Source organism: Pseudarthrobacter sp. NamE2, assembly GCF_005796205.1.
Taxonomy (GTDB): domain Bacteria; phylum Actinomycetota; class Actinomycetes; order Actinomycetales; family Micrococcaceae; genus Arthrobacter.
The window spans coordinates 39733-62451 of the sequence record NZ_VAHN01000014.1; the positions used below are offsets into that span (position 1 = coordinate 39733).

At 65.5% G+C, this 22719-nt stretch carries 20 protein-coding genes; 13 read left to right on the plus strand and 7 right to left on the minus strand.

Going from position 1 to position 22719, the window contains the following annotated elements:
• From FDW83_RS15480 to FDW83_RS15490, 3 genes are read right to left on the minus strand one after another with little or no spacing between them, the layout of a single operon-like run.
• A complete protein-coding gene (locus tag FDW83_RS15480) occupies nt 1–534 on the minus strand; it encodes a hypothetical protein (protein WP_138138974.1) in 534 nt (177 codons plus the stop codon).
• Nucleotides 531–1337: a carboxylesterase gene (locus tag FDW83_RS15485; RefSeq protein ID WP_138138975.1), complete on the minus strand. Its 807-nt coding sequence runs from the start codon at nt 1335–1337 to the stop codon at nt 531–533. The genes FDW83_RS15480 and FDW83_RS15485 overlap by 4 nt, the downstream gene beginning before the upstream one ends.
• The gene (locus FDW83_RS15490; RefSeq protein WP_138138976.1) at nt 1334–2122 is read right to left on the minus strand and encodes a carboxylesterase; all 789 of its coding nucleotides are present in this window, start codon (nt 2120–2122) and stop codon (nt 1334–1336) included. Before FDW83_RS15490 ends, FDW83_RS15485 begins: the two co-directional genes overlap by 4 nt.
• Nucleotides 2123–2233: 111 nt before the next feature.
• Here FDW83_RS15490 and FDW83_RS15495 point away from each other — a divergent pair, with 111 nt between their 5' ends.
• Together FDW83_RS15495 and FDW83_RS15500 are read left to right on the plus strand one after the other, a co-directional pair.
• Nucleotides 2234–3049 carry a 1-acyl-sn-glycerol-3-phosphate acyltransferase gene (locus FDW83_RS15495; protein ID WP_138138977.1) on the plus strand — a complete coding sequence of 272 codons (816 nt, stop codon included), beginning with the start codon at nt 2234–2236 and terminating at the stop codon, nt 3047–3049.
• Between the two features lie 98 nt (nt 3050–3147).
• The gene (locus FDW83_RS15500) at nt 3148–4539 is read left to right on the plus strand and encodes a class II 3-deoxy-7-phosphoheptulonate synthase (protein ID WP_171027584.1); all 1392 of its coding nucleotides are present in this window, start codon (nt 3148–3150) and stop codon (nt 4537–4539) included.
• Between the two features lie 31 nt (nt 4540–4570).
• On the opposite strand, the gene FDW83_RS15505 is transcribed toward FDW83_RS15500, so the two are convergent.
• Entirely contained in the window at nt 4571–6694 is a 2124-nt protein-coding gene (locus tag FDW83_RS15505; RefSeq protein WP_138138979.1) for a Stk1 family PASTA domain-containing Ser/Thr kinase, read from the minus strand.
• A 102-nt stretch (nt 6695–6796) separates the two neighbouring features.
• On the minus strand, nt 6797–8164 hold the full coding sequence (locus FDW83_RS15510; protein ID WP_138138980.1) for a lytic transglycosylase domain-containing protein: 1368 nt from the start codon (nt 8162–8164) through the stop codon (nt 6797–6799).
• 242 nt (nt 8165–8406) lie between these two features.
• Here FDW83_RS15510 and FDW83_RS15515 point away from each other — a divergent pair, with 242 nt between their 5' ends.
• Nucleotides 8407–8760: an Rv2175c family DNA-binding protein gene (locus FDW83_RS15515; protein WP_171027585.1), complete on the plus strand. Its 354-nt coding sequence runs from the start codon at nt 8407–8409 to the stop codon at nt 8758–8760.
• A gap of 13 nt (nt 8761–8773) precedes the next feature.
• Here the strand turns inward: FDW83_RS15515 and FDW83_RS15520 are convergent, their stop codons facing one another.
• The gene (locus tag FDW83_RS15520) at nt 8774–9868 is read right to left on the minus strand and encodes a polyprenyl synthetase family protein (protein WP_138138981.1); all 1095 of its coding nucleotides are present in this window, start codon (nt 9866–9868) and stop codon (nt 8774–8776) included.
• Complete coding sequence (locus tag FDW83_RS15525) at nt 9865–10389, minus strand: hypothetical protein (protein WP_138138982.1); 525 nt, start codon at nt 10387–10389, stop codon at nt 9865–9867. The genes FDW83_RS15520 and FDW83_RS15525 overlap by 4 nt, the downstream gene beginning before the upstream one ends.
• A 90-nt stretch (nt 10390–10479) precedes the next feature.
• On the opposite strand from FDW83_RS15525, the gene dinB reads away from it, so the two are divergent.
• The 10 genes from dinB to murD all read left to right on the plus strand — a co-directional run bounded on the left by dinB (nt 10480) and on the right by murD (nt 22717).
• The gene (gene dinB / locus FDW83_RS15530) at nt 10480–11700 is read left to right on the plus strand and encodes a DNA polymerase IV (protein WP_138138983.1); all 1221 of its coding nucleotides are present in this window, start codon (nt 10480–10482) and stop codon (nt 11698–11700) included.
• A gap of 276 nt (nt 11701–11976) precedes the next feature.
• Nucleotides 11977–12351: a DUF3040 domain-containing protein gene (locus FDW83_RS15535; RefSeq protein WP_138138984.1), complete on the plus strand. Its 375-nt coding sequence runs from the start codon at nt 11977–11979 to the stop codon at nt 12349–12351.
• A 364-nt stretch (nt 12352–12715) separates the two neighbouring features.
• Nucleotides 12716–13144 carry a division/cell wall cluster transcriptional repressor MraZ gene (gene mraZ / locus FDW83_RS15540; RefSeq protein ID WP_138138985.1) on the plus strand — a complete coding sequence of 143 codons (429 nt, stop codon included), beginning with the start codon at nt 12716–12718 and terminating at the stop codon, nt 13142–13144.
• 169 nt (nt 13145–13313) lie between these two features.
• Nucleotides 13314–14306 carry a 16S rRNA (cytosine(1402)-N(4))-methyltransferase RsmH gene (gene rsmH / locus FDW83_RS15545; RefSeq protein ID WP_138138986.1) on the plus strand — a complete coding sequence of 331 codons (993 nt, stop codon included), beginning with the start codon at nt 13314–13316 and terminating at the stop codon, nt 14304–14306.
• Nucleotides 14303–15031 (plus strand): hypothetical protein, encoded by a 729-nt coding sequence (locus FDW83_RS15550; RefSeq protein ID WP_138138987.1) that lies wholly within the window; start codon nt 14303–14305, stop codon nt 15029–15031. Before rsmH ends, FDW83_RS15550 begins: the two co-directional genes overlap by 4 nt.
• A gap of 47 nt (nt 15032–15078) precedes the next feature.
• A complete protein-coding gene (locus FDW83_RS15555) occupies nt 15079–16872 on the plus strand; it encodes a penicillin-binding protein 2 (protein WP_138138988.1) in 1794 nt (597 codons plus the stop codon).
• Nucleotides 16873–16947: 75 nt separating this feature from the next.
• Nucleotides 16948–18585, plus strand: coding sequence for a UDP-N-acetylmuramoyl-L-alanyl-D-glutamate--2,6-diaminopimelate ligase (locus FDW83_RS15560; RefSeq protein WP_138138989.1), 1638 nt, complete (start codon nt 16948–16950; stop codon nt 18583–18585).
• A 6-nt stretch (nt 18586–18591) separates the two neighbouring features.
• A complete protein-coding gene (murF, locus tag FDW83_RS15565; RefSeq protein WP_138138990.1) occupies nt 18592–20055 on the plus strand; it encodes a UDP-N-acetylmuramoyl-tripeptide--D-alanyl-D-alanine ligase in 1464 nt (487 codons plus the stop codon).
• Nucleotides 20052–21161 (plus strand): phospho-N-acetylmuramoyl-pentapeptide-transferase, encoded by a 1110-nt coding sequence (mraY, locus tag FDW83_RS15570; protein WP_138138991.1) that lies wholly within the window; start codon nt 20052–20054, stop codon nt 21159–21161. Before murF ends, mraY begins: the two co-directional genes overlap by 4 nt.
• Nucleotides 21143–22717: a UDP-N-acetylmuramoyl-L-alanine--D-glutamate ligase gene (gene murD / locus FDW83_RS15575; protein WP_171027586.1), complete on the plus strand. Its 1575-nt coding sequence runs from the start codon at nt 21143–21145 to the stop codon at nt 22715–22717. The genes mraY and murD overlap by 19 nt, the downstream gene beginning before the upstream one ends.
• Nucleotides 22718–22719: the final 2 nt, after the last annotated feature.

Below are 22719 nucleotides of genomic sequence, written 5' to 3' on the forward strand. Positions count from 1 at the left end.
CTACACCCGGGCGCCGTCGTCGTCCTCGTCCTTGTCCTGGGGCAGCCTCATGATGAGGTACACCGTCCCCAATACGAACGCGGCCACGATGCCCAGGACGGCCAGCAGCGGCGCAGAGCGCCAGAACATCGCAGAAAGCAGCAGGGCAACCGGGCCGCCCACGGCGGCCAGCCATGCCAGCATGGTCAGGGGATCCGTTCCCGCCAAACTGGGTGGTTCTTCCGGGACAAAGTCGTCCCCGTCGTCGTCCACGTCATAGTCGCGCGGACCTGCGCCCGTTCTGTCGGATTCATCCTGCGGGCCTTCCGGTGCCTGCCGCCTGGCAGCCGACGGTTCCGCGGACGCCGCCAGGCCCAAGGGGTCGAAGTCGCGGAATGAGGCCGCAGGCCCTGTCCGGGCTGCCGGATCCGCCGCACCAGGATCCTGGCCGGCCGCGGGGGAGTCCTCCTGCAGGCGCGCCACCAGGTCCAGCCAGACGGCGTCGTCGTCCTGGTTGGCGCCCTGGTCCGGGGAACCGGAACCGGGCCTGTTCACGCCGTCCCCTCCCTGCCTGCCGCTGCGGGCGCTGCGCCATCATCGGCGGCGCCGGAAAGCGTGGAGCGGATGAAGTCCACCGAGCCGCGGAAGATCCGGTCGGCGTCGTTGTCCATCGTGGCCACGTGGTAGCTGTTCTCGAGCCGCAGCAGTTCCAGCGGGGCATGCGCCAGGCCGCGCCGCAGCGCGGCAATGCTCGAATCGGACACCACGTGGTCCACCGTGGACCGGTACACCTGGACAGGTGCGGTAATCCGCGGCAGGAGCCGGAGGGTGTCCCGGAACATCTTGTTCATTTCGTGGGCTGCCGCCACGGGCGTGCGCGGGTAGGCACCCTCATTCACGCCTTCCTTGAGGATGTCGTTGGCGATAGCCGGTGTGCTTTTCATGACCAGCTTGAGGATGCCTGCAAGCGGGGCCCGGGGATCGTCGATGACCAATGCCGGATTGACCAGCACCACCCCTGCCACGGGGCGGGTGGCGGCAATCCGCAAGGCCAAGGCACCGCCCATACTGATTCCGGCGGCGAACACATTGTCGCACTCAGCCTCAAGCTCCAGGTAGGCGTTGTCCAGTGCGCCGTGCCACTGCTGCCAACGGGTCCGGGCGAGGTCCTGCCAGCTGGTACCGTGGCCGGGAAGAAGGGGCATCCGTACGGCGAATCCTGCCGCGGCAAAGGCATGCGCCCAGGAGCGGAGACCATGGGGGCTTCCGGTGAAGCCGTGCGAGAGGACCACTCCGGTCCGTGGGCCGTCCCCGCTTGAAACGCTGCTGAAGGGGCTGTGGTCCGGGCTGGACGTCATGGGGTCTCCGAAGTGCTGGTCAAACGGGCGTGGGCGCGGATGAACGCGCTGGACCTGGCGAAAATCTCCGGCGCATCAACGTCCAGCGTAGCCACATGGCCACTGCTTGCAAGGCTTACCACTTCGGTCAGGCGCGGCCCGAGCCGTTTCCGCAAGAGGTCCAGAGACGTTGGCGGAACCACGACGTCCGTCCGCGACTTGAAGACCTGGACCGGTGCCGTGATGTTCGGCAAGCCGCGGCTGGCGGCCGCAAACAGTTTCTTGAGCTCATGCACCGCGGACAACGGCGTGCGGGAGTAATCCCCGTCCACCGTGACGGCCGCCGTGGATCCTTGCTCCTCGATGGGGATGGTGGTCCGCTGGAAGTACTTCAAAAGCCCGATGATCCGGACCCGGCGATCGTAGAAGCTGAGGCCCGGGTTGACCACGGACACCCCTGCCACCGGGTGCCGGGACGCCGTCAGCAGCGCCACCGCCCCGCCCATGGAGAGTCCGGCCGCAAAGCAGGTGTCTGTCCGCGCCCGGAGTTCGAGGAAAGCCGCCTCATAGCTGCGGTACCAGTCATCCCAGCCGGTCCGGGCAAGCTGGCGCCAGTCCGTTCCGTGTCCCGGCAGCAGCGGCACTGTCACGGCGTAACCCTGCTCCGCCAGGTGCTCCGCCCAGGGCAGCACGCTGAGTGGGCTGCCCGTGAAGCCATGGCACATGGCCACGCCGGTCCGCGCGTTCGCGCCATGGCCGGGATAGCTGAAAGCGGCAGGGCGGGGCGGGACGCTGCTCTCAGTCATGACTCCATCGTGTCACTGTTCCGGACAATTCTCACTAGAGTAGGGTTGCATTGAACTGCTGACCAGGCGCGCTGCGGAGCCTGGGAACCGCCTTCCGGAGAGGTTCGATACGTGTTCTATTGGGTCATGAAGAGGATCTTCCTCGGTCCGGTGATTAAGCTGCTGTTCCGGCCCTGGGTCAAGGGCCTTGACAATATCCCGGATCAGGGCGCTGCGATTATCGCCTCCAACCACCTGTCCTTTTCCGATTCGATTTTCATGCCGCTCATGGTCAGGCGCCCCGTCGTCTTCCTGGCCAAGTCCGAATACTTCACCGGCACGGGCATCAAGGGGAGGCTCACGGCGCTGTTCTTCCGCCTGACCAACCAGCTGCCCATGGACCGGTCCGGCGGTGCTGCTTCGGCATCCTCCCTCAATGCCGGCATGGAGGTCCTTAGCCATGGCGGCCTGCTCGGCATCTATCCGGAGGGGACGCGCAGCCCCGATTCCAGGCTCTACCGGGGCAAGGTGGGCGTGGCGCGGCTGGCCCTCCGCGCCGGTGTCCCGGTGGTTCCGGTGGCGATGATCGGCACGGACAAGGTCCAGCCGATCGGCAAACGGCTGCCGAACATCCGCAGGATCGGCATGATCTTTGGCGAGCCGCTGGACTTCAATGCCTACCGGGACCAGGCCGAGGACCGGGACGTCCAGCGGAAAGTTACCGACCAGATCATGTTCGAACTCCAGCGGCTCTCCGGCCAGGAGTACGTGGATGAGTATGCCGCCGTCGTCAAGCTGCGGCTGGCGGGCAAGCCTGAAGAAGCCGCGGCCAGCGCCGAGCCACTCGCCTCTCCGGTGCCGGGGGAGGACGCTTCGGATTCGCAGGCGGGCGATACGGCCTTGAAGCCGGCCCGGGAGGACGACGGCGGGGCTGCCGCCGCCGGCTAAGCGGCACATCCAGCGGCCCGCCCTGGCTTGTGACGCCCTGGCCTGCCAGCGTGACGGTGTGGTGTCCACCAATCCCGCGCTGCCGGTAGGCTTAGATAGTGACTGAGCTATCTGCAAAACCCGCCTTTTCGCTGTCCGGCACCGCCCAGAGCGGGGCCGCCAACTATCCAGGACTGGATGACTGGCGGGACCTTCCCATTTCCCAGCAGCCCAGCTGGCAGGACAGGGAAGTTTTTGACGCCTCGGTAAAGGAACTGTCCATCCTGCCTCCGCTGGTGTTCGCCGGCGAGGTGGATGTGTTGAGGGAGCGGCTGGCGGCTGCGGCCCAGGGAAAGGCGTTCCTCCTGCAGGGCGGTGACTGCGCCGAAACGTTCGAAGCGGCAACGGCGGACAAGATCAGCGCCCGGGTCAAGACCATCCTCCAGATGGCTGTGGTGCTGACGTACGGCGCCGCGATGCCGGTGATCAAGATGGGCCGCATGGCCGGGCAGTTCGCCAAGCCCCGTTCCTCCAACGACGAGACCCGTAACGGCGTGACCCTTCCCGCGTACCGCGGCGACATCGTCAACGGCTACGAGTTCACGCCGGAGTCCCGCGGGCATGACGCCGCACGGATGCTCCGCGCCTACCACACCTCCGCGTCCACGCTGAACCTCATCCGGGCCTTCACCCAGGGCGGTTTCGCCGACCTCCGGTCCGTGCACCAGTGGAACAAGGGCTTCACTGAAAATCCTGCCCACGCCCGCTATGAGTCGCTGGCACGCGATATCGACCGCGCCATCAAGTTCATGGACTCCTGCGGCGCAGACTTCGAGGCCCTCAAGCGCGTTGAGTTCTTCGCCAGCCACGAGGCCCTGCTGCTGGACTACGAGCGGGCCTTGACCCGGATCGACTCCCGCACCGGATTGCCCTACGACACCTCCGCCCACTTCCTGTGGATCGGGGAGCGGACCCGCGAACTCGAGCACGCGCACGTTGACTTCCTCTCGCGCGTCCGGAATCCCATTGGCGTCAAGCTGGGGCCCTCCACCACGGGCGATGACGCGCTGCGGCTGATCGACAAGCTGGACCCGGAGCGCGAACCGGGCCGCCTGACGTTTATCACCCGCATGGGTGCCGGCAACATCCGGGAAAAGTTGCCCGCCGTCGTCGAAAAGGTCACCGCGTCCGGGGCCCAGGTCCTGTGGGTCACCGATCCGATGCACGGCAACACTGTCACGTCCCCCAACGGGTACAAGACCCGCAATTTCGACGACGTCATCGACGAGGTGCGCGGGTTCTTCGAGGTGCACCATGCGCTGGGCACGGTCCCTGGCGGCCTGCATGTAGAGATGACCGGTGACGACGTGGCCGAGTGCCTGGGTGGCGCCGACCCCATCGACCAGGATGCCTTCCTTCACCGCTATGAGTCAGTCTGCGACCCCCGCCTGAACCACATGCAGTCCCTGGAAATGGCGTTCCTGGTGGCCGGCGCCCTCGCCCGCCACTGATAGTTCCACCGTGGTGCAGGCGGTCCGCCGCCTACACCACGGTCAGGGTGATGACCGAGCCCTCGGGGACCTCGGTGTCCACCGGATCCTGGTCCCGGACCGTTCCGAAGAAGCCGCCCAGGATGTTGTTGACCCGCACCTCGAACCCCAGGGCCTCAAGCGCACGCCGCGCTTCTCCGGCCTGCCGGCCGATGTAGCTGGGCACCTCCACCATCCGCGGCCCCTTCGAGATGGTCAGGGTGACGGTCTGGCCGCGGGTCAGGGTGCCGCCTGCCGGTGCCTGGCTGACCACCGCGCCTTCCGGGATGTTCCGGTCGAACACTTCCTCCCGCGCCACCTCGGCGTTAAGGCCTGCTGCCTCGATCGCATCGACGGCGTCGTCCTCGTCCTTGCCCACCACGGAGGGCACAGGGATGGGTTCCGGGCCTTTGGAAACGACCATTGCCACCGGAGTTCCACGCCGGGCCGGAGTGCCGGGCGCGGGATCCTGGGCCAGGACAATGCCCGCCGGTGTCTCCTCGTTGAACTCCCCGGTAACGGTTCCCAGAGCCATTTCCGCAGCGTTCAAGGCGTTCTTGGCTTCGTCCAGGGTTCCGCCTTCCAGTTGCGGCAGGGGGAAAAGCTGCGGTCCCTTGGACACGATCAGCGAGACGGGCTGGAACTTCCGGATCTCTGTTCCGGCTTCCGGCTCGGAGCCAACCACCACGCCCGAAGGGACGTCGTCGTCGAAAACGTCCTGGGTGGTGGACCTGAATCCGGCGGTGCTCAGGAGCTGCTGCGCCTCCGCCAGCGTCTTATTGGCCACGGAAGGGATTGTGGCTGCGGCGCCGGGACCCATACCGAAGAACCAGCCGGCACCGGTGGCCAGCAGGGCGGCAAGGACCAGGACCACAATCCACAGGACACCGCGCCGCCGCGGACTGCCCTCGCGCAGCGTGCGCACCGGCATGGCCGCAGCGCGGGCCCGGGCCCTCTCCTCCTCTTTGTCCGCCTTGCGCAAGGCGCGCTTGCTCAATGCGGGTGCGGCAGGCCAGGACTCCTCACTATCTTCGCCGGGCGGGGTAAGGACGTGGCTTGCGTGGGTGGCCGATAGGTCGGAGCCGCGCCTGCCTGGCTCCTGCCCTTGCACGGGGCTGTACCGAGGCGGGGCCGGCCGGCCGGGCGGCATCACCGTTGTGGGATTGCTGACCTGGCCAATGGATTCAGTGCGGTTGCGGGAGTCTTCATCCGGCGCCGGGACCGGCTCCCGCGCTATTCCCAGCGCCGGGGGGCCAGCAGGGATGGCGGCCGGTGGCTGCAGGTCCAGCTCCCGGTCCGAGAGATTGGTGCGGATATGCCGGAGTTCCTGCAGGAGTGCGTTGGCGTCCACAGGCCGGTTTTCGGGGTCGTTGGCGGTGCACCACTGCACCAGCTCATCCACTTCCGTGGCAAGTCCCGGGACCAGGTCCGACGGCGGCCCTACGGTCCCGTTGACGTGCTGGTAGGCAACCTGGATGGGAACCTCGCCGTCGAACGGCTGCTGCCCGGTGAGCATCTCGAACAGCATGATTCCGACGGAATAGACATCGCTGCGGGTGTCGGCTGACTTGCCCAGGACAAGCTCGGGCGGCATGTAGGCGACAGTCCCCATCAGGGTTCCGGAGCTCGTGGACGTAGTGACCGCCCGGGCAAGGCCAAAGTCACCGATCTTGATCCTGCCGTCGTCGGCGATGAGGACGTTCTCGGGCTTCACGTCGCGATGGATGAAGCCGGCCGCATGCGCGGCTGCCAGCCCCTCCACCACCGGATCGATCAGCGCCAGGGCAAGCCGCGGAGGCAAGGCTCCCTTCGTGGTGATGACCTCCCGGAGGGTGTGGCCCTTGATGTACTCCATGACCAGGTATGCCGTATGGCCGTCCGTTCCCTGGTCAAGGACGCCCACCACGTGCGGGTGCGACAGGCGGGCAGCCGCCTTCGCCTCACGCCCCAGCCGGCCCAGGAAGTTCTCGTCGGCGGCCAGGTGGGGATGCAGGACCTTCAATGCCACGTCACGTTCGAGCCGCTGGTCCACCGCAAGATAGACGGTGGACATGCCTCCCCGCGCCAGCCGTGACCTGACGGCATAACGGTTGTCCACCAGCGTTCCTACAAAAGGGTCAGACACGTGTTCCTGCACCCTTCGATCCTAGTCCCCGCAGCAAAACGGGTCCGAACCCTTCCCCGGTCCGGACCCGTTCCACAACACTTGCCGCTTGTGCGGCCGGTGATGAAGCTTCGGCTAGCCGAAATTCTTCCGGTGCGCCTTGATGGCGGCGACGTAGGCCTTGGTGTCTTCGTACATGCCGTACTTACTGACTGAATACTGGCCCTGGTAGTAGCCGGCGATGGCGTTGTCCTCGTTCTTGCTGGTGGCAAGGAGCTGGCGGATGATGGCAACGCCGGCGGTGGCGTTATCGTACGGATCCAGCAGGTTCAACTTCCGCCCCACCAGGTCCGATGCCCACTGGCCGGAGCTGGGAATGACCTGCATGGTGCCAATGGCATTCGCGGGGGACACAGCACGCTGGTCGAAACCGGACTCCTGGTGCGCGAAAGCCAGCGCCAGAGCGGGATCCACACCCATCCGCCGTGCAGCGTCCGCGACGATGTTGCGCATCTCGGCCCGGGACGGGACCGGCGAAGCATTCAGGAGCGCCTTGTTCTCGTTGGCCGAGCTGACCACGGCTGCAGGATAGCTGAATCCCAGGAAGGAACTCGGCACAAGCGGGGTAACCGAAGCTGCCGGCTGCGGGGCAGCACCGGACCCGCCCGGGATGGCCAGCTTGTTGCCCGGGTAGATCACGGTGGTCATGCTCATGCGGTTTGCGGTGAGAAGCTCCGAGAGCTTGACGCCGTGCCGGGATGCGATGCCGGAAAGCGTGTCTCCAGCCTTGACCGTGTAGGAACCGCCGGAAGGTGCCGGGGTTACGGAGGTGTTGGCCAGGGCTGCCGGAGCAGGTGCGGGTGCCGGTGCGGCCGGTGCCGGAGCGGAGCCGCCCCCGCCCACTTTGATTTTCTGTCCCGGGTAGATGATGGAGCGCATGTTGAGGTTGTTCCAGCTGAAAACATCGGCCAGGCTCACGTTGTGCCGGGCGGCGATGGCGCCCAGGGTGTCCCCGGACTTCACGGTGTAGGTGGCGCCGCCGCCGGCAGGAGCAGCAGCGGGGGCAGGTGCCGGGGCGGCCGGTGCCGCACCATCACCGGACAGCTTGATCTTCTGGCCCGGGTAGATGATGGTGTTCGCCTGCAGGTTGTTCAGCTTGAGCACGTCGGCGGTCTTCAGGCCGAACCGCCCGGCAATGGCGCTGATCGTGTCACCGCGGACAATCGTGTACTCGGCGGGCGCGGACGGCTGGGCCGGCCGGAACGCCATGGGGATGGCCGTTGATACGGAAGACGCAGGAATAACGGCTCCCTTAGCCATGGCTGCCTGCGCTTCCATCGCGGCGGCAAGCGTTGCAGGGATGGCACGGGCCGGCTTTTCCGCAGCTGCGGGCTCCGCAACGGCCAGGGAGGACAACACGACCGCAGGCAGTGCCGCGGTGGTAGCGGCGAGCATGGGCAGGCTCGGCTTTGGGGGCCGATGGGGCGAGCGGGACATCGTCATGTAAAGAATCCTCTTCTCAACTGCGGGCGCGGGCGGGGATGCCGCTGGTATTCCTGATACTACTGTGACTTAAGTTATTGCTGTTACGAGCGTGAACAATGTGAATCTCTCATGAATTTGGCGATAGCACAAGAAATCCGGGAATAGCGGCAAGGAAAGGTTTTCGGAGTGTCTGCACGTCAGCGGCGGGCAGGGCACAGTTCGACTAGGCGGTGGGATGCCCAGCGTGGCAACCTTGATCCGTGAGTAACGTAGAAAGCCTTGTGGGCGAGTGGTTGCCCCTGCCCGATGTAGCCGGCATTTTGAATATCCCCATCACCAGGGTTCACAGCCTCATTGATGAAAGGGCGCTTGCGGCATTACGGGTAGGGGAGCGGAATATCAGGTCCGTGCCCGCAGCCTTCATCCAGGACGGACATATCGTGGACAGCCTCAAAGGCACAATCGTGGTGCTGGCAGATGCCGGATACTCCGATGAGGACCTGATTGTTTGGCTGTTCACCGAAGACGAATCCCTGCGCGGACGCCCCATCGATGCCCTGCGCGAAGGCCGTAAGACGGAGATTCGGCGCCGGGCACAGACCCTGGCCTGGTGAGGTCAGCGCTGTCCTAGGAGGCCCGGCTGACAGCCGCCTCAGCCAGCCTCCGGAGCGCGGTTTTGGGCAGCTCGTCGAGCGGAAGTGCATCAAGGGCGTCGTAGGCGGCTGAACCGAAGCCGTCAATGAGGACCTCGGTAGCCTGGAGCGCCCCTGATTCCTCGATAATCCGCCGGATCTCGTCAATGTCGTCGTCGGACAGGTCCGGACTGCCGAGGCGGGCATCGAGGAAAGCGGACTCCGAGGGAGCAGCCTGGTCCAGGGCCAGCGCTACGAGGACAGTCCTCTTGCCCTCGCGCAAATCGTCCCCGGCAGGCTTTCCGGTGGCCAGTGGGTCGCCAAACACACCCAGGACGTCATCGCGGAGCTGGAACGCTTCGCCCAAGGGAAGCGCAAATGCCGAGTAGCCCCTGAGCAAGTCATCGGAAGCGCCGGCCAGGGCACCGCCAAGGGCGAGCGGATGCTCAGTTGAGTACTTTGCGCTCTTGAAACGGATAATTGACTGGGCGCGGCTGACGGCGCCGGCACGGTCGCGCATCGGGCCCGCAACTTCTTCGAGGATGTCCAGGTACTGCCCGGCCATGACTTCTGCCCGCATGAGATTGAAGATCAACCGTGCCCGGCTCCCTGATGCGGCACGTTCGCCGATGTCCGTGAACGCCTCCTCGCTGAAGGAGAGGCACAGGTCCCCCGCCAGGATGGCTGCCGCCTGGCCGAACCGTTCACTGTCCAGCGCCCAGCCCTGCTCGCCGTGCAGCTGGCTGAACCGGCGGTGGACGCTTGGTCCGCCCCGCCGCGTATCCGAGCGGTCAATGATGTCGTCATGAATCAGGGCGGCCGCTTGGAACAGCTCCAGCGCTGCACCCGCAGAAACCACCTCGCCGGCACCGGCATGGCCGCCGGCGCCGCGCCAGCCCCAGTAGCACATCAGGGCACGGAGGCGCTTGCCACCGGTCACCAGGTTGGAAATGGACCCCATGATGGGGTCGATGTCAGGAGAGATGGCAGACATCACTGACTGGCGCGCCGTGAGGAATCCGGTCAGCTCACCGGCCACCGCGGCTACAAAATCCGCCTGTTCGTGCCGTAGTTGTTCGCCGGCCGTCACTTGGCTGTCTCAGCTGCCACGTTGGCGCCAATGGTGTAGGTGGCTGTTCCCGAGGCTTCCACCACCGACAGGTTCACGGTCTCGTTGTCGCCACGGACAAAGTCTTTGGAGGCGACAGAACCAACCGCTTCACCGGGCACCGCCTTAAAGCCCTGTGCCTCAAGCGCCTTGCTGTAGAAATCGATAACAGCAGCCGGGGGAGCTCCCACCGTGGCTACCAGGGCAGCCGTTGCAGGCGCTGAGGCCTTGTCAAAGCTGCTGGACACCACCGTGGCTCCGGGCATCAGGGGGAGCAGCTGCTGGGGAAAGCCCTCGACAACTGCGCCCACTGTGGCTGAGGTATTGGGCGAGGCAGAGGGACTGGCGGAAGCCGTCACGGTGGGCTGGGTTGTGGCAGGCATGGCGGAGGAGGAAGCGGGGGCCGGTGCGTTCTGGCCGGGGCTGCACGCCGCGAGTGCCAGGACTGCACCGGCAGCGAGAGCGGCCAAGCCAGCTGGCTTGGAGTTTCCAAAGAACGTCACAGGGACTTTCCTCCTGGTGTTGATGCCGGATGCCAGCCACCAGTTTAGTCAGTACCTGCCGATAGGATTGCAGTTGTGGGGCACGACGGTATGAATCAGCAAGCCGCAGAGCGCCTTCCCCGCCGCCGGCGCACATGCATCATGCATGTGGACATGGATGCGTTCTTCGTCTCCGTTGAGCTCCGGACCCGGCCTGACCTTCGGGGAAAGCCGGTCATCGTCGGTTTTCCCGCCGAGCGGTCCGTGGTGCTGTCCGCCTCCTACGAAGCGCGGGCGTTCGGCGTGAAGTCGGCCATGCCGATGGCCGTCGCAACCCGCATGTGCCCGCAGGCGGTCATTATCGAACCCCGGCACAAGCTGTACTACGAGGTGTCCCGGCAGCTGATGGCTATCTTCGAGTCGGTCACGGACCTCGTCGAACCGCTCAGCGTCGATGAGGCGTTCCTCGATGTCACCGGCGCCATCCGCAGGCTCGGTCCGCCGGGGGAGATCGCGGAACACATCCGGCGGCAGGTCGCCATGGAGCTGGGCATCACTGCATCCGTTGGTGTCGCCGAAACCAAATTCGTGGCCAAGATCGCCTCAACCCGGTGCAAGCCTGACGGGTTGCTTCTCATCGGGCCGGACGAGGCAGTCCCGTATCTCCACAGCCTGCCCGTTTCTGCCCTCTGGGGCGTGGGTGCAAGGACGGCTGAAGTCCTGGCCAAAATGGGAATCCGCACTGTGGCGGATGTTGCGGCAACGCCGGTATCGGCGCTCCGGAAGACTCTCGGCGCCACGGGGGAACACGTTCACCAGCTGTCCTGGGGCATCGATCCGCGGCAGGTCACTCCGGTACGGCTGGAGAAGAGCATCGGGGCCGAAGAGACCTTCGCGGTGGATACAACGGACGACGCCCTCCTCCACCGGGAGCTGCTCCGCCTGTCCCACCGTACCGCCGCACGGTTGCGCAGTTCCGGAATGGTGGCGCGCACCGTCGCGCTGAAGCTGCGTTTTGCGGACTTTTCGACCATCAGCCGCAGCCGCACGCTTCAGACACCCGTGGACAGCGCCCAGCTCATCTACGGCGTGGCACTCCAGTTGCTCAATTCAGTGGGCAGCCGCGCCATGTCCGTGCGCCTTGTGGGCGTCAGGGCGGAACAGCTGGAAGATGCTTCCCGGACATCCCGCCAGTTGAGCATCGACCGGCGGGACGACAACTGGCGGGCGGCAGAGCAGGCCCTGGACGAAGTGACCCGGAAATTCGGCAGCAAATCGGTCCTTCCGGCCCGGCTGATGGAGCCCGGCAGCGGTGCCGGCGAAGGAGCGTGAAGCCGCGCAGGAAAGCGGGTGCGGCGGCTCTCCGGAGCGTCATTGCCGTCTTTCAGAAAGGCCCTGAACAAACTATCCTTAGATGTACATAGTTTCTGAGTGACTGGACATACTGCCGGACCCTCTTGGACATGCTCCCGCTCCCGCGGCCGCGTGCCAGGTTCCAGCTTCCGCCAAAGCCGGCGGAGCGGGAACCGTATAGGCACAACAGTCGTTAAAGGTGCTGTAGTAGTGGCTGGGAACCAGCCCGGACGTTGGCCTACAAAGGAGGTCGTGATGCCGCTGTCGGAGCACGAACAGAAGCTGCTTGAGCAACTGGAGAAGCAGCTTCACGAGGACGACCCGAAGTTCGCGAATTCCATGGGGTCCGATCCCGGACGTTCGTGGTCAACGCGGCACGTGGTGATCGGCGTCCTCTGCGCCCTTGCGGGCGTCTTCCTGTTATTGGTCGGTGTCACGCTGCAGAACATCTTCGTCGGCGTCCTGGGTTTCATCGTCATGGGCGGCGGCGTCTACTTCGCCACGATGCGCAGTTCTTCAGCGGCCAAGCCCGGCTCCAAGGCCGGACGGGGGAAACCCGGCAAGCAACGGAGTTCGTTCATGAGCAACCTTGAGGAGCGTTGGGACGAACGGCGCCGGGGCGAGCCCTAGCCGCCTCCGGTATCCCACCCCTCCACTTTCCTCCCCCTGCCAGGGGAGTGCGCGCGAAAAGACCCCCGCGGGGGTCTTTTCGCATTTAAGCCTGTCTTTTCCGCCCGGGCACGCGAACCCAAGGCTGGCTGTACGCTTCCTGCCCGGCCTGAGCCATCCGGTGCCGCTCGGTACACCAAAACCCCTCCACTTCCCACCACCAGCGAATTTCCCGTTCTTTCGCGGCCCGTCGCCCCTAAAAGTGCATGTGGGGGGCGCGTTCTGCGTTGACTGTGGGGGAAAGTGGAGTAAGGTGGAGGACATAAGAGGGTGGTTGCAACATTAGGGGATGTGCAGTTCCTGACAGCGGACAGGCGGTGGGCCAGTGTTTCTGGGCACTCACTCGCCGCGTCTGGATGAAAAGGGGCGGATCATTCTCCCCGCCAAGTTTCGCGAGGAGCTTGCCGCCGGGCTGGTGCTCACAAGGGGCCAGGAGCGTTGCATCTACGTCTTCAGTGAGGCGGAATTTGCGCGGGTCCACGAGCAGATGCGGGAGGCACCAATCTCCTCCAAGCAGGCGCGTGACTACATCCGTGTCTTCCTCTCTGGAGCCTCTGACGAGGTACCTGACAAGCAGGGGCGCGTGACAATTCCTCCCGCGCTCCGGGAGTATGCAGGACTCGGCCGGGAACTTGCCGTCATCGGCGCAGGATCCCGTGCGGAGATCTGGGACGCCCAGGCCTGGAGTGAATACCTCGCCGAGAAAGAGACGGCTTTCTCGGAAACCGATGACCCCATTCCGGGCATTCTCTGAATACCGGAAAGGGCAGGGTCCGGAGTTTCTTGGATGAGATCTCCAGCCGCCCATCGGCCGGCCAACCTGACTCACTTCCCCGGAGCCAGGCGGGCGGGACGGTAGGCGCGGATGGGGATCTGGCCCAAGAAGCAGGCATGGTGACGACGATGGCGGGAAAGGATGAGGCGTGAACGAACAACCCAGACCCGCGTCCGAACGCCATGTACCGGTCCTGCGGGACCGGTGCATTAATTTGTTGGCGCCGGGTTTCGAAGCCGCCAGGCTCCGTGGTGAAACTCCCGTTGCCATTGATGCGACACTCGGTATGGGCGGACACTCCGAGGCCATGCTCCAGCGTTTCCCCGACCTCCACCTCATCGGCATCGACCGGGATGAAGAGGCCCTTGCGCTGGCCGGAGAGCGGCTGGAACCTTTCGCGTCGCGGACCGACCTGGTGCATGCCGTCTACGACGAGATTGCGGATGTCCTTGCCGACCTCGGTGTTCAGGAAGTTCACGGGGTCCTGATGGACCTCGGTGTTTCGTCACTCCAGCTGGACGAACGGGAACGTGGCTTCGCGTACTCTTTTGACGCGCCGCTGGACATGCGCATGGACACCAGCCGGGGCCAGACGGCCGCCGACGTCGTGAACACCTACAGCGAGGACGAGCTGGTCCGGATCATCCGCAAATGGGGTGAGGAGAAATTCGCCGGCCGCATTGCGAACAGGATCGTGACCGCGCGCGCCGCCAAGCCCTTTACTACCACCGGGGAGCTGGTGGAACAGATCCGTTCCGTGGTGCCTGCCTCGGCGGCCAAATCCGGCGGACATCCTGCCAAGAGGACGTTCCAGGCGTTGCGCATTGAGGTCAATGAGGAACTGGACGTCCTGGAACGCGCGGTTCCTGCTGCCGTCGAAGCAACGGCGCTGGGCGGACGCATCGTGGTGATGTCTTACCACTCCCTCGAGGACAAAATCGTCAAGAGCGTTTTCCAGTCCCGTTCCAAATCCTCCGCTCCGCTCGGCTTTCCGGTGGAACTGGAGGAGCACAAGCCCGAACTGAAGACCCTGACCAAAGGCACAGAGGTGCCAACCGCCGTCGAAATTGCCGAAAACCCGCGCGCAGCATCAGCCAGGCTGCGGGCGGCAGAACGAATCAGAGCCAGGAGAGCTGCATGAGCACCGCTGCCGTCAAGAACTTTCCCGTCGTCTCCGGCAGTTTGGCAGCCAGCGGAAGTTCGCCGGCAGGATCACCGGGGGAGGGCCGCAAAAGCCGCACGCCCCTCTCCGTGGTGCGCACGGCACCCAGGAAGCGGCGGCTGCCGTTCGTGGTGCTTTGTTTCGCCATGCTTGCGGTTGCCCTGGTGGCGGTGCTTGTTCTGAACATTTCCGTTTCCACGGCCCAGTACCAGCTGGTGGAACTCCGGGCCCGGCAGAGCACCCTCACCAAGCAGAACCAGGACCTCACCCAACAGGTGCAGAACTTCGAGGCTCCGCAGAACCTGGCGGCGAAGGCGAAGGACCTTGGAATGGTGGCCTCCACCGTCAAGGGGCAGATCGACCTGTCAACGCTCTCCGTCACAGGCAAGGCGACGCCGGCAGTTAAGGGAGCATCCGAGGGGGCCGTGATTCCTGCTCCGGCAGTGGCCGGCCAGCTCCTTGTGGTCCCGCCGGCCACCAAGGGCGAACCGCTCGAAAGCCGAAAGCCGGTCGAGGACCCGGCACCCGCCAACACCCCGGCTGCTGCAGCTCCCGCCGCCGCAGCTGCTGCCGCGGACGCAGCGGCCGCACCGGCCGCAGATGCAGCTGCCCAGGCTCCGGCTGCGCCTGCCGCGGAGGTGCCGCCGGCCGAACTGCACGGCGGAACCGTTCCGGTGCCCCAGCAAAAAGTTCCAGGGCAGTAACAGGCAGGCCGGACAGGCAACAGGGTCGAGCAGCAAGGACATCCACGGTGGCGCAGAGGACCGGCAAAGCAAGTAACAGCAAGGTGCCCAATGCCACCAGGCGGCTGCGGCTGGGGCTGGGCATCATGCTCACGCTCCTGTTGGTGGTAGGCGGCAAACTGTTCCTCGTCCAAGGCCTGGACGTTGGCGGCATGGCCGCGGCGGCGCTCAACAAGCGGATGACGGAAACCGTCCTGCCAGCGGAGCGGGGCAGCATCCTGGACGCGGACGGCACCGTCCTGGCCAACAGCGTCATCCGCTACAACGTGGTGGTTGACCAGCGCGTCAACACCAAGACCGAAAGCTTCAAGCGCCTGGATGAGGCCAACGAAAAGCTGGTGGACGTGTCCCGCGACCAGGGGCTCGACGAACTGGCCGCTGCGCTCGGGATGGACAAGGACGCGATCCGTGAAGCGACCACGGGCGACCGTCCGTACTACATCGTGGCCAAGGACGTAAAGCCCGACGTTGAGGACCGCATCTCGAAACTCCAGATTCCCGGCATCGTCACGGAAGGCGTCAGCAAGCGGGTCTACCCCAACGGGTCCGTGGCGGGTGGCATTGTCGGTTTCCTCAAGGATGGCAACACCGGCCAGGCAGGCATCGAACAGACCCAGGACGAGCTGCTGCGTGGCGAGGACGGCAAGCGATTGTTCGAGATTGGCGCCGACGGCCTGCGGATTCCGGTGGGCATGGACGAGCTGACGCCGCCCGAGGACGGCAAGGACGTCAAGCTCACTATCAACTCAGACCTCCAATACTTCGCGCAGCAGGCAATCCAGAGCCAGACGGACAAACTCGGCGCCGAATGGGGCGTCATCATCGTGATGGATGCCAAGACCGGCGACCTGGTGGCTATGGCTGACACCAACGCCCCCGATCCCAACGATCCCGGCCGGGTGGCAGCCAAGGACCGTGGCGTCCGCGCCGTCACAGCTGCCTACGAACCCGGTTCGGTGACAAAGATGATGACGGTGGCAGCCCTGATCGAAGAAGGCAAGGCCGGTCCACTGGATACCTTCACCCTCGGACCTTCCTACACAGTCGATGGCCAGACGTTCAGTGACTCCTTCGCGCACGGCACCGAGGAACGTACGCTCGCCGGCATCCTGGGCTATTCGATGAACACCGGCACGGTGATGGCCGGCCAACGGCTGAGCAAACAGCAGCGGTATGAATGGTTGCAGAAATTTGGAATCGGAGAGGCACCGGACATCGGGCTTCCGGCCACCGCGTCCGGCATCCTGGCCCCCTGGGAGCAATGGGACGGCCGGCAGGAATACACCGTGCTTTTCGGCCAGGGTGTTTCCCAGTCCACCCTGCAGACCGTCCGTGCCTTCCAGTCGATCGCCAACAACGGCGTCATGCTCCAGCCCCGCCTCATCGACTCCTACATCGCGCCTGACGGCACCGAGGAGAAGGTACCGGCCGCTGAACCGAGGCGCGTCGTCTCGGACAGCACCGCGCAGCAGGTCCAGGACATCCTGGAAAGCGCAGTCACCGAGGGCCAGATCAAGGATGCCGGCATTGACGGCTACCGTGTTGGCGCAAAGACAGGCACGTCGGAATCGCCGTGCGACGATGGTGCAGGATACTGCGGCTACACCGCCTCCCTTGTGGGGATGGCACCCATGGATGATCCGCGGTTTATTGTTGAGGTGGTACTCCAGCGGCCGAAGGGCAGCATCTACGGGATTACCAACGGACCGGTCTTCCGGTCGGTCATGAGCCAGGCACTGCGGATGTACAACGTCCAGCCGTCCACCGGCGAGCCGGCCAGGCTGCCCCAGTTCGCCAAGTAGCACCCGGTTTCCGGCCGCACCAGCGCGCGGCAGGATGCCTGCCGGCCACGTTCCACTAGCACCATCGGAGATTCCTTGTCTGAGTTCAACCCGTCCCAGGGCAGCGCCCTCCCCGAGGCTTCGGCATCAAAGGCCAGGTTCCGGCCGTCAGTGGTGCCGGCAGTCCCGCTGGGCAGCATAGGGAAGGCTGTCGGTGTCGCCGTCCCTGCGCCCGCTGCCGACACACCCGTTACCGGCATCTCCCTGGATTCGCGTGCCGTGGAACGGGGGGACCTGTACGTTGCACTGCCGGGTGCGGTGCGGCACGGTGCCGATTTTGCAGCGCAGGCGATCGACGCCGGTGCCGCCGCCGTCTTGACGGACGGCGCCGGTGCCCGCCTCCAGGCCCTGTCAACGGACACGCCGGTGCCGGTGCTGGTGGTGGACGCGCCGCGCAACGTCGTGGGGCCGCTCTCGGCCATGATTTACGGCAGCAGGAACGCTGCCGACGGCGCCTTCAAGCTGTTCGGCGTGACCGGGACTAACGGCAAGACCACCACAACCTACTTCATCAACTCGCTGCTCAAGGCCCTCGGCCACCGCGCCGGGCTCATCGGCACCATCGAGATCCTGGCCGGCAGCGAACCAATTCCCAGCCTGCTCACCACCCCCGAATCAACCGATGTGCACGGACTTCTTGCGCTCATGCGGGAGAGGGGGCTCTCGGCCGCGTCCATGGAGGTGTCCTCCCATGCCATCTCGTACCAGCGCGTGGACGGGGTGGTGTTCGACGTCGCCGGGTTTACCAACCTGACCCAGGACCACCTGGACCTGCACGGCACCATGGACGATTACTTAGCCACGAAGGCTGAGCTTTTCACACCCCGCCGTGCGCGCCGGGCAGTGGTAACGGTCGACGACGAGTGGGGCCGGCGGCTGGCCGACAGCGCCGGGGTGCCGGTCACTACCCTCGCTGCCGGGCAGGGCGCGGATGCGGACTGGAAAGTCACCGCCACGGCCCCGCGCGGGCTCGGGACCGAGTTCACGCTGCGCGGACCAGGCGGTGCCGAATTCCGTGTCCATACGGGCCTTCCCGGAACGTTCAACGTCGCGAACGCAGCCCTGGCGGCACTCATGGTGCTCGAATCAGGCGTGGAGCCCGCGGACCTGCAGGCCGCCCTCGACGCCGCGGACCCCTTCACCGTGGCCGTGCCCGGCCGCATGCAGCTGGTCTGTGAGCGGCCGGCCGCCGTCGTCGACTTTGCCCACAACACGGACGCGCTGGCACGCGCCCTGGAAGCGGTCCGGGCGCCGGAGCCGGGGTCGCGGACCATCGTCGTTTTTGGTGCCACCGGGCAGCGCGACCAGGGCAAGCGGCCGGCCATGGGCGCAATCGCCGCGCGTCTTGCGGATACCGTCATCGTCACTGACGACGACCCCCACGACGAGGATGACGCCGCCATCCGCAGCGACGTCCTTGCCGGTGCACTGGAGGCCCGGGACAGCGAAGGACTGCCCTGTGAGGTGCTGGAGGTGTTTCCGCGGGCCGAGGCCATCCGCCGGGCTGTGGAGCTGGCGCGGCCGGAGGACACCATCCTCGTGGCCGGACGCGGACACGAAGTCTGGCAGGAAGTGAAAGGCGTCAACCTGGCGCTGGACGACCGCGTGGAACTGCGCACCGCCTTGACAGCCAGGGGATTCAACGTTCTCCAAGACGACCGGATAGAGTCCTAGACCGAGATGATTGCATTTACTGCGGCGGAGATCGCCGAAATCACCAGCGGGCGCCTGGACGCCGATCCCGGAATCACGCCCCTGACGGTGGTTACGGATTCACGCGAAGCCACACCGGGTTCGCTCTACGTCGCCAAACCGGGCGAGCACGCGGACGGGCACGATTTCGCCGCCGCCGCCTTCGAAGCCGGAGCGGTGCTGGCGCTGGCTGAACGGCCCGTTGCCGCAGCAGACGGAACGCCGCTTCCTTCGGTACTGGTGCCGGACGCTGTCCTGGCCATGGGTGCGCTGGCAGCGGAGGCCGTCCGCCGCATCCGCGCCGCCCGCGCTGAAGCCGGCGAAGAACTGACAGTGGTTGGCATCACCGGTTCCGCCGGCAAAACCACCACCAAAGACCTGCTGGCCGGGATCTTCGCCGCAAGGGGCAACACCGTGGCGCCGAAAGGTTCCTACAACGGTGAAGTCGGAGTGCCGCTGACAGTCTTCCAGGCGAATACTGACACCCGTTACCTCGTGATCGAGATGGGCGCCACCGGCGTTGGCCACATCAAGTACCTCATGGAGATGGTCAAACCGGATATCGGCGTCGTGCTGGTTGTCGGCACAGCCCATGCAGGTGAATTCGGGGGAGTGGACAACATCGCCCGCGCCAAAGGCGAACTGGTTGAAGGCCTGGCCGCCAACGGGACGGCCATCATCAACCTCGACGACGACCGGGTAGCCGCCATGCGGAGCCGCACCAAGGCAACCGTGCTTGGCTTCTCGGCGGAAGGCCATGCTGACGCTGCCGTGCTGGCGCTCAATGCCGACACCAACTCCGCCGGCAACCCCGAGTTCGACCTCCTGTTGCCTGCCGGCGACGGTCCCCACCACGTCTCCAGCCGGCTCATTGGCGCCCACCACACGGGTAACCTCCTCGCAGCGGCAACTGCGGCCTACGCCGCCGGGGTGCCGGGTGCAGACATCGCCTCGGGACTCAGCAACCAGGCCGCAGCCAGCCGCTGGCGCATGGAACGGACCGAGCGGGCCGACGGCGTCACCATCATCAACGACGCCTACAACGCCAACCCCGAATCCATGAGGGCGGCGCTCCGGACGCTGGCCGACCTGGGGCGCGGACGCCGCACCTGGGCTGTGCTGGGCGCCATGCTGGAACTCGGCGATGACACGATCCGGGAACACACCGCGGTGGGCACCCAGGTGGTCCGCCTGAACATTTCCCGGCTGGTGGTGGTGGGCCGTGAAGCCCGTCCGCTGTACGTCTCAGCGGTCCAGGAAGGATCCTGGGGAGACGAATGTGTCTTCGCGGAGACTGCGGAGGAAGCTTACGAACTTCTCAACGCCGAACTCGAGCCCGGCGACCTGGTGCTGTTCAAGTCCTCCAACAGCGTCGGACTGCGCCATTTGGGCGATCGGATAGCATTACCCCCAACTTCCCAACCCGCCGATGAAAGGAGCACTCTGCTGTGATTGCACTTTTGATCGGCGCCGGACTGGCCCTGTTGTGCGCACTGGTGGGAACTCCTCTTTTCATCCGGCTCCTGGTCCGCCGCGGCTACGGCCAATTCATCCGGGACGACGGGCCCACCTCGCACCACACCAAGCGCGGCACGCCCACCATGGGCGGCACGGTTGTGGTGGCTGCGGTGCTGCTCAGCTACGGCTTCACCCACCTCATCATGTTCATGATGAACCCGGATGCGCCTGGGCCATCAGCCTCGGCCCTGATCCTGCTGTTCCTGATGGTGGGGATGGGCCTGGTGGGATTCCTGGACGACTTCATCAAGATTTCGCGGCAGCGGAGCCTTGGCCTGAACGCCAAGGCAAAACTCATCCTGCAGGCCGCCGTGGGCATCATCTTCGCGGTGCTGGCCCTGAACTTTCCCAATGAGGACGGACTCGCACCGGCCTCCACCAAGATCTCGCTGGTCCGGGACCTTCCGTGGCTGGACCTGGCTTTCGGCGGAACCGTCCTGGGCGCCATCCTGTTTGTGATCTGGTCCAACCTGATCGTCACCGCCGCGACGAACGGGGTGAACCTGACCGACGGCCTCGACGGGCTGGCGGCCGGCGCCTCTGTGATGGTTTTCGGGGCGTACACGCTGATGGGCATCTGGCAAAGCAACCAGGCCTGCGGCTCGCCAAGGGAAACCGGCGGCGGCTGCTACCTGGTCCGGGACCCGTTGGACCTTGCCCTGCTGGCGGCGATCATGAGTGCCGCGCTGGTTGGATTCCTCTGGTGGAACACTTCGCCGGCCAAGATCTTCATGGGGGACACCGGTTCCCTCGCCATCGGCGGTGCCATCGCCGGCTTCGCCATTCTCTCCAGGACCGAACTGCTGCTGGGTATCATCGGCGGCCTGTTCGTCCTGATCACCCTGTCCGTCATCATCCAGGTGGGCTACTTCAAGGCAACCGGCGGCAAGCGAATCTTCAAGATGGCCCCGCTGCAGCACCACTTCGAGCTGAAGGGCTGGGCCGAAGTGACGGTGGTGGTCCGGTTCTGGATCCTGGGCGGCCTCTTTGTCGCCGTCGGCCTTGGCATTTTCTACGCTGAATGGGTTGTGCTGCTGTGACCGTTTCTCCCCGCCTCCAAAACCTCGTCTCCTGGGACTCCGACTGGGCCGGACTGCGGGTGGTTGTCACCGGCATCGGCGTCTCCGGGTTCGCGGCGGCAGACACGCTGATCGAGCTCGGTGCCCGCGTCGTGGTGGTTGACGGGGCCACCAGCGACAAGGCCAGGGCGCACGCCGAAACACTCAAAATCGTGGGTGCAGCCGATGTGCTGCTGGGCGAGGATGCAGTCAGCAGGATTCCCCGTATCGACGGCGAGTTGCCGGAACTGATCGTCACTTCGCCCGGTTGGCGTCCCGACCAGGCCCTCCTTGCCGCCGCCGCACGGGCCCACATACCGGTCTGGGGAGACGTTGAACTCGCGTGGCGGGTGCGTGTCCGGGAAGGGATGAAGACGGCGGACTGGCTCGCCATCACGGGCACGAACGGGAAGACCACCACTGTTGGGCTCACCGAATCCATGCTCCGCGCCGCCGGCCTCAAGGCCGTCGCCGTCGGCAACGTGGGCACGCCCATCCTCGATGCCATCCGGGACCCCATCGAGTACGACGTCTTCGCCGTCGAACTCTCCAGCTTCCAGCTGCACTGGGCCGAGTCGCTGTCCCCCGTGGCGAGCGTATGCCTCAACGTCGCCGAGGACCATGTTGACTGGCACGGCTCCTACGACTCCTACCTGGCGGACAAAGCCAAGGTCTACGAACAGACCCAGAAGGCCTGCATCTACAACGCTGAGCAGTTCGAAACCGAGCGCATGGTGGAAAACGCCGACGTCGTTGAAGGCTGCCGCGCCGTCGGCTTCACTACCGTCACGCCGGCCATCAGCATGCTCGGCGTGGTGGAAGGGCTCCTGGTGGACCGGGCGTTCATCGAGGAGCGCAAGGACAGCGCGGCGGAGCTCGCCTCGATGGCCGATCTTGGCGCCTTCGCTCCCCGCCACATGGTGGCCAACGCCCTCGCGGCCGCCGGCCTGGTCCGGGCTTATGGCGTGGACGCCGCCGCCGTCCGCCAGGGCATCCGCGACTACATTCCCGGAGACCACCGGATCCAGCCCGTCGCACGCCACAACGGCGTGCTCTGGATCAATGACTCCAAGGCGACCAACCCGCACGCCGCCGCCGCCTCGCTGGCAGCCTTCAGCAATGTGGTGTGGATCGCCGGCGGCCTCTCCAAGGGCGTGTCCTATGACGATCTTGTGCGTGAGCATGCCCACCGGCTCAAGGCCGTGGTACTGATCGGCGCCGATACCTCGGTGCTTAGTGGTGCCCTCCAGCGACACGCACCGGATGTCCCGGTAATTATGGCCGCGGCGGGTGACACTGAAGAGGTGCAGACTGCTGCAGCGTCTGGTGCCGTGGACCCCGGAACCCTTTCCGGGGAACAGGTGATGTCCCTGGCCGTTGCGTCAGCAGCCTCGGTTGCCGGTTCCGGCGATACCGTACTGATGGCTCCGGCAGCTGCGTCCATGGATCAGTTCTCTTCCTATGCTCACCGTGGCGACACTTTCATCAAAGCTGTCCGCGAGCTGGTGGAAGGGCAGGCCCAGACCGGCGAGGAGTAACG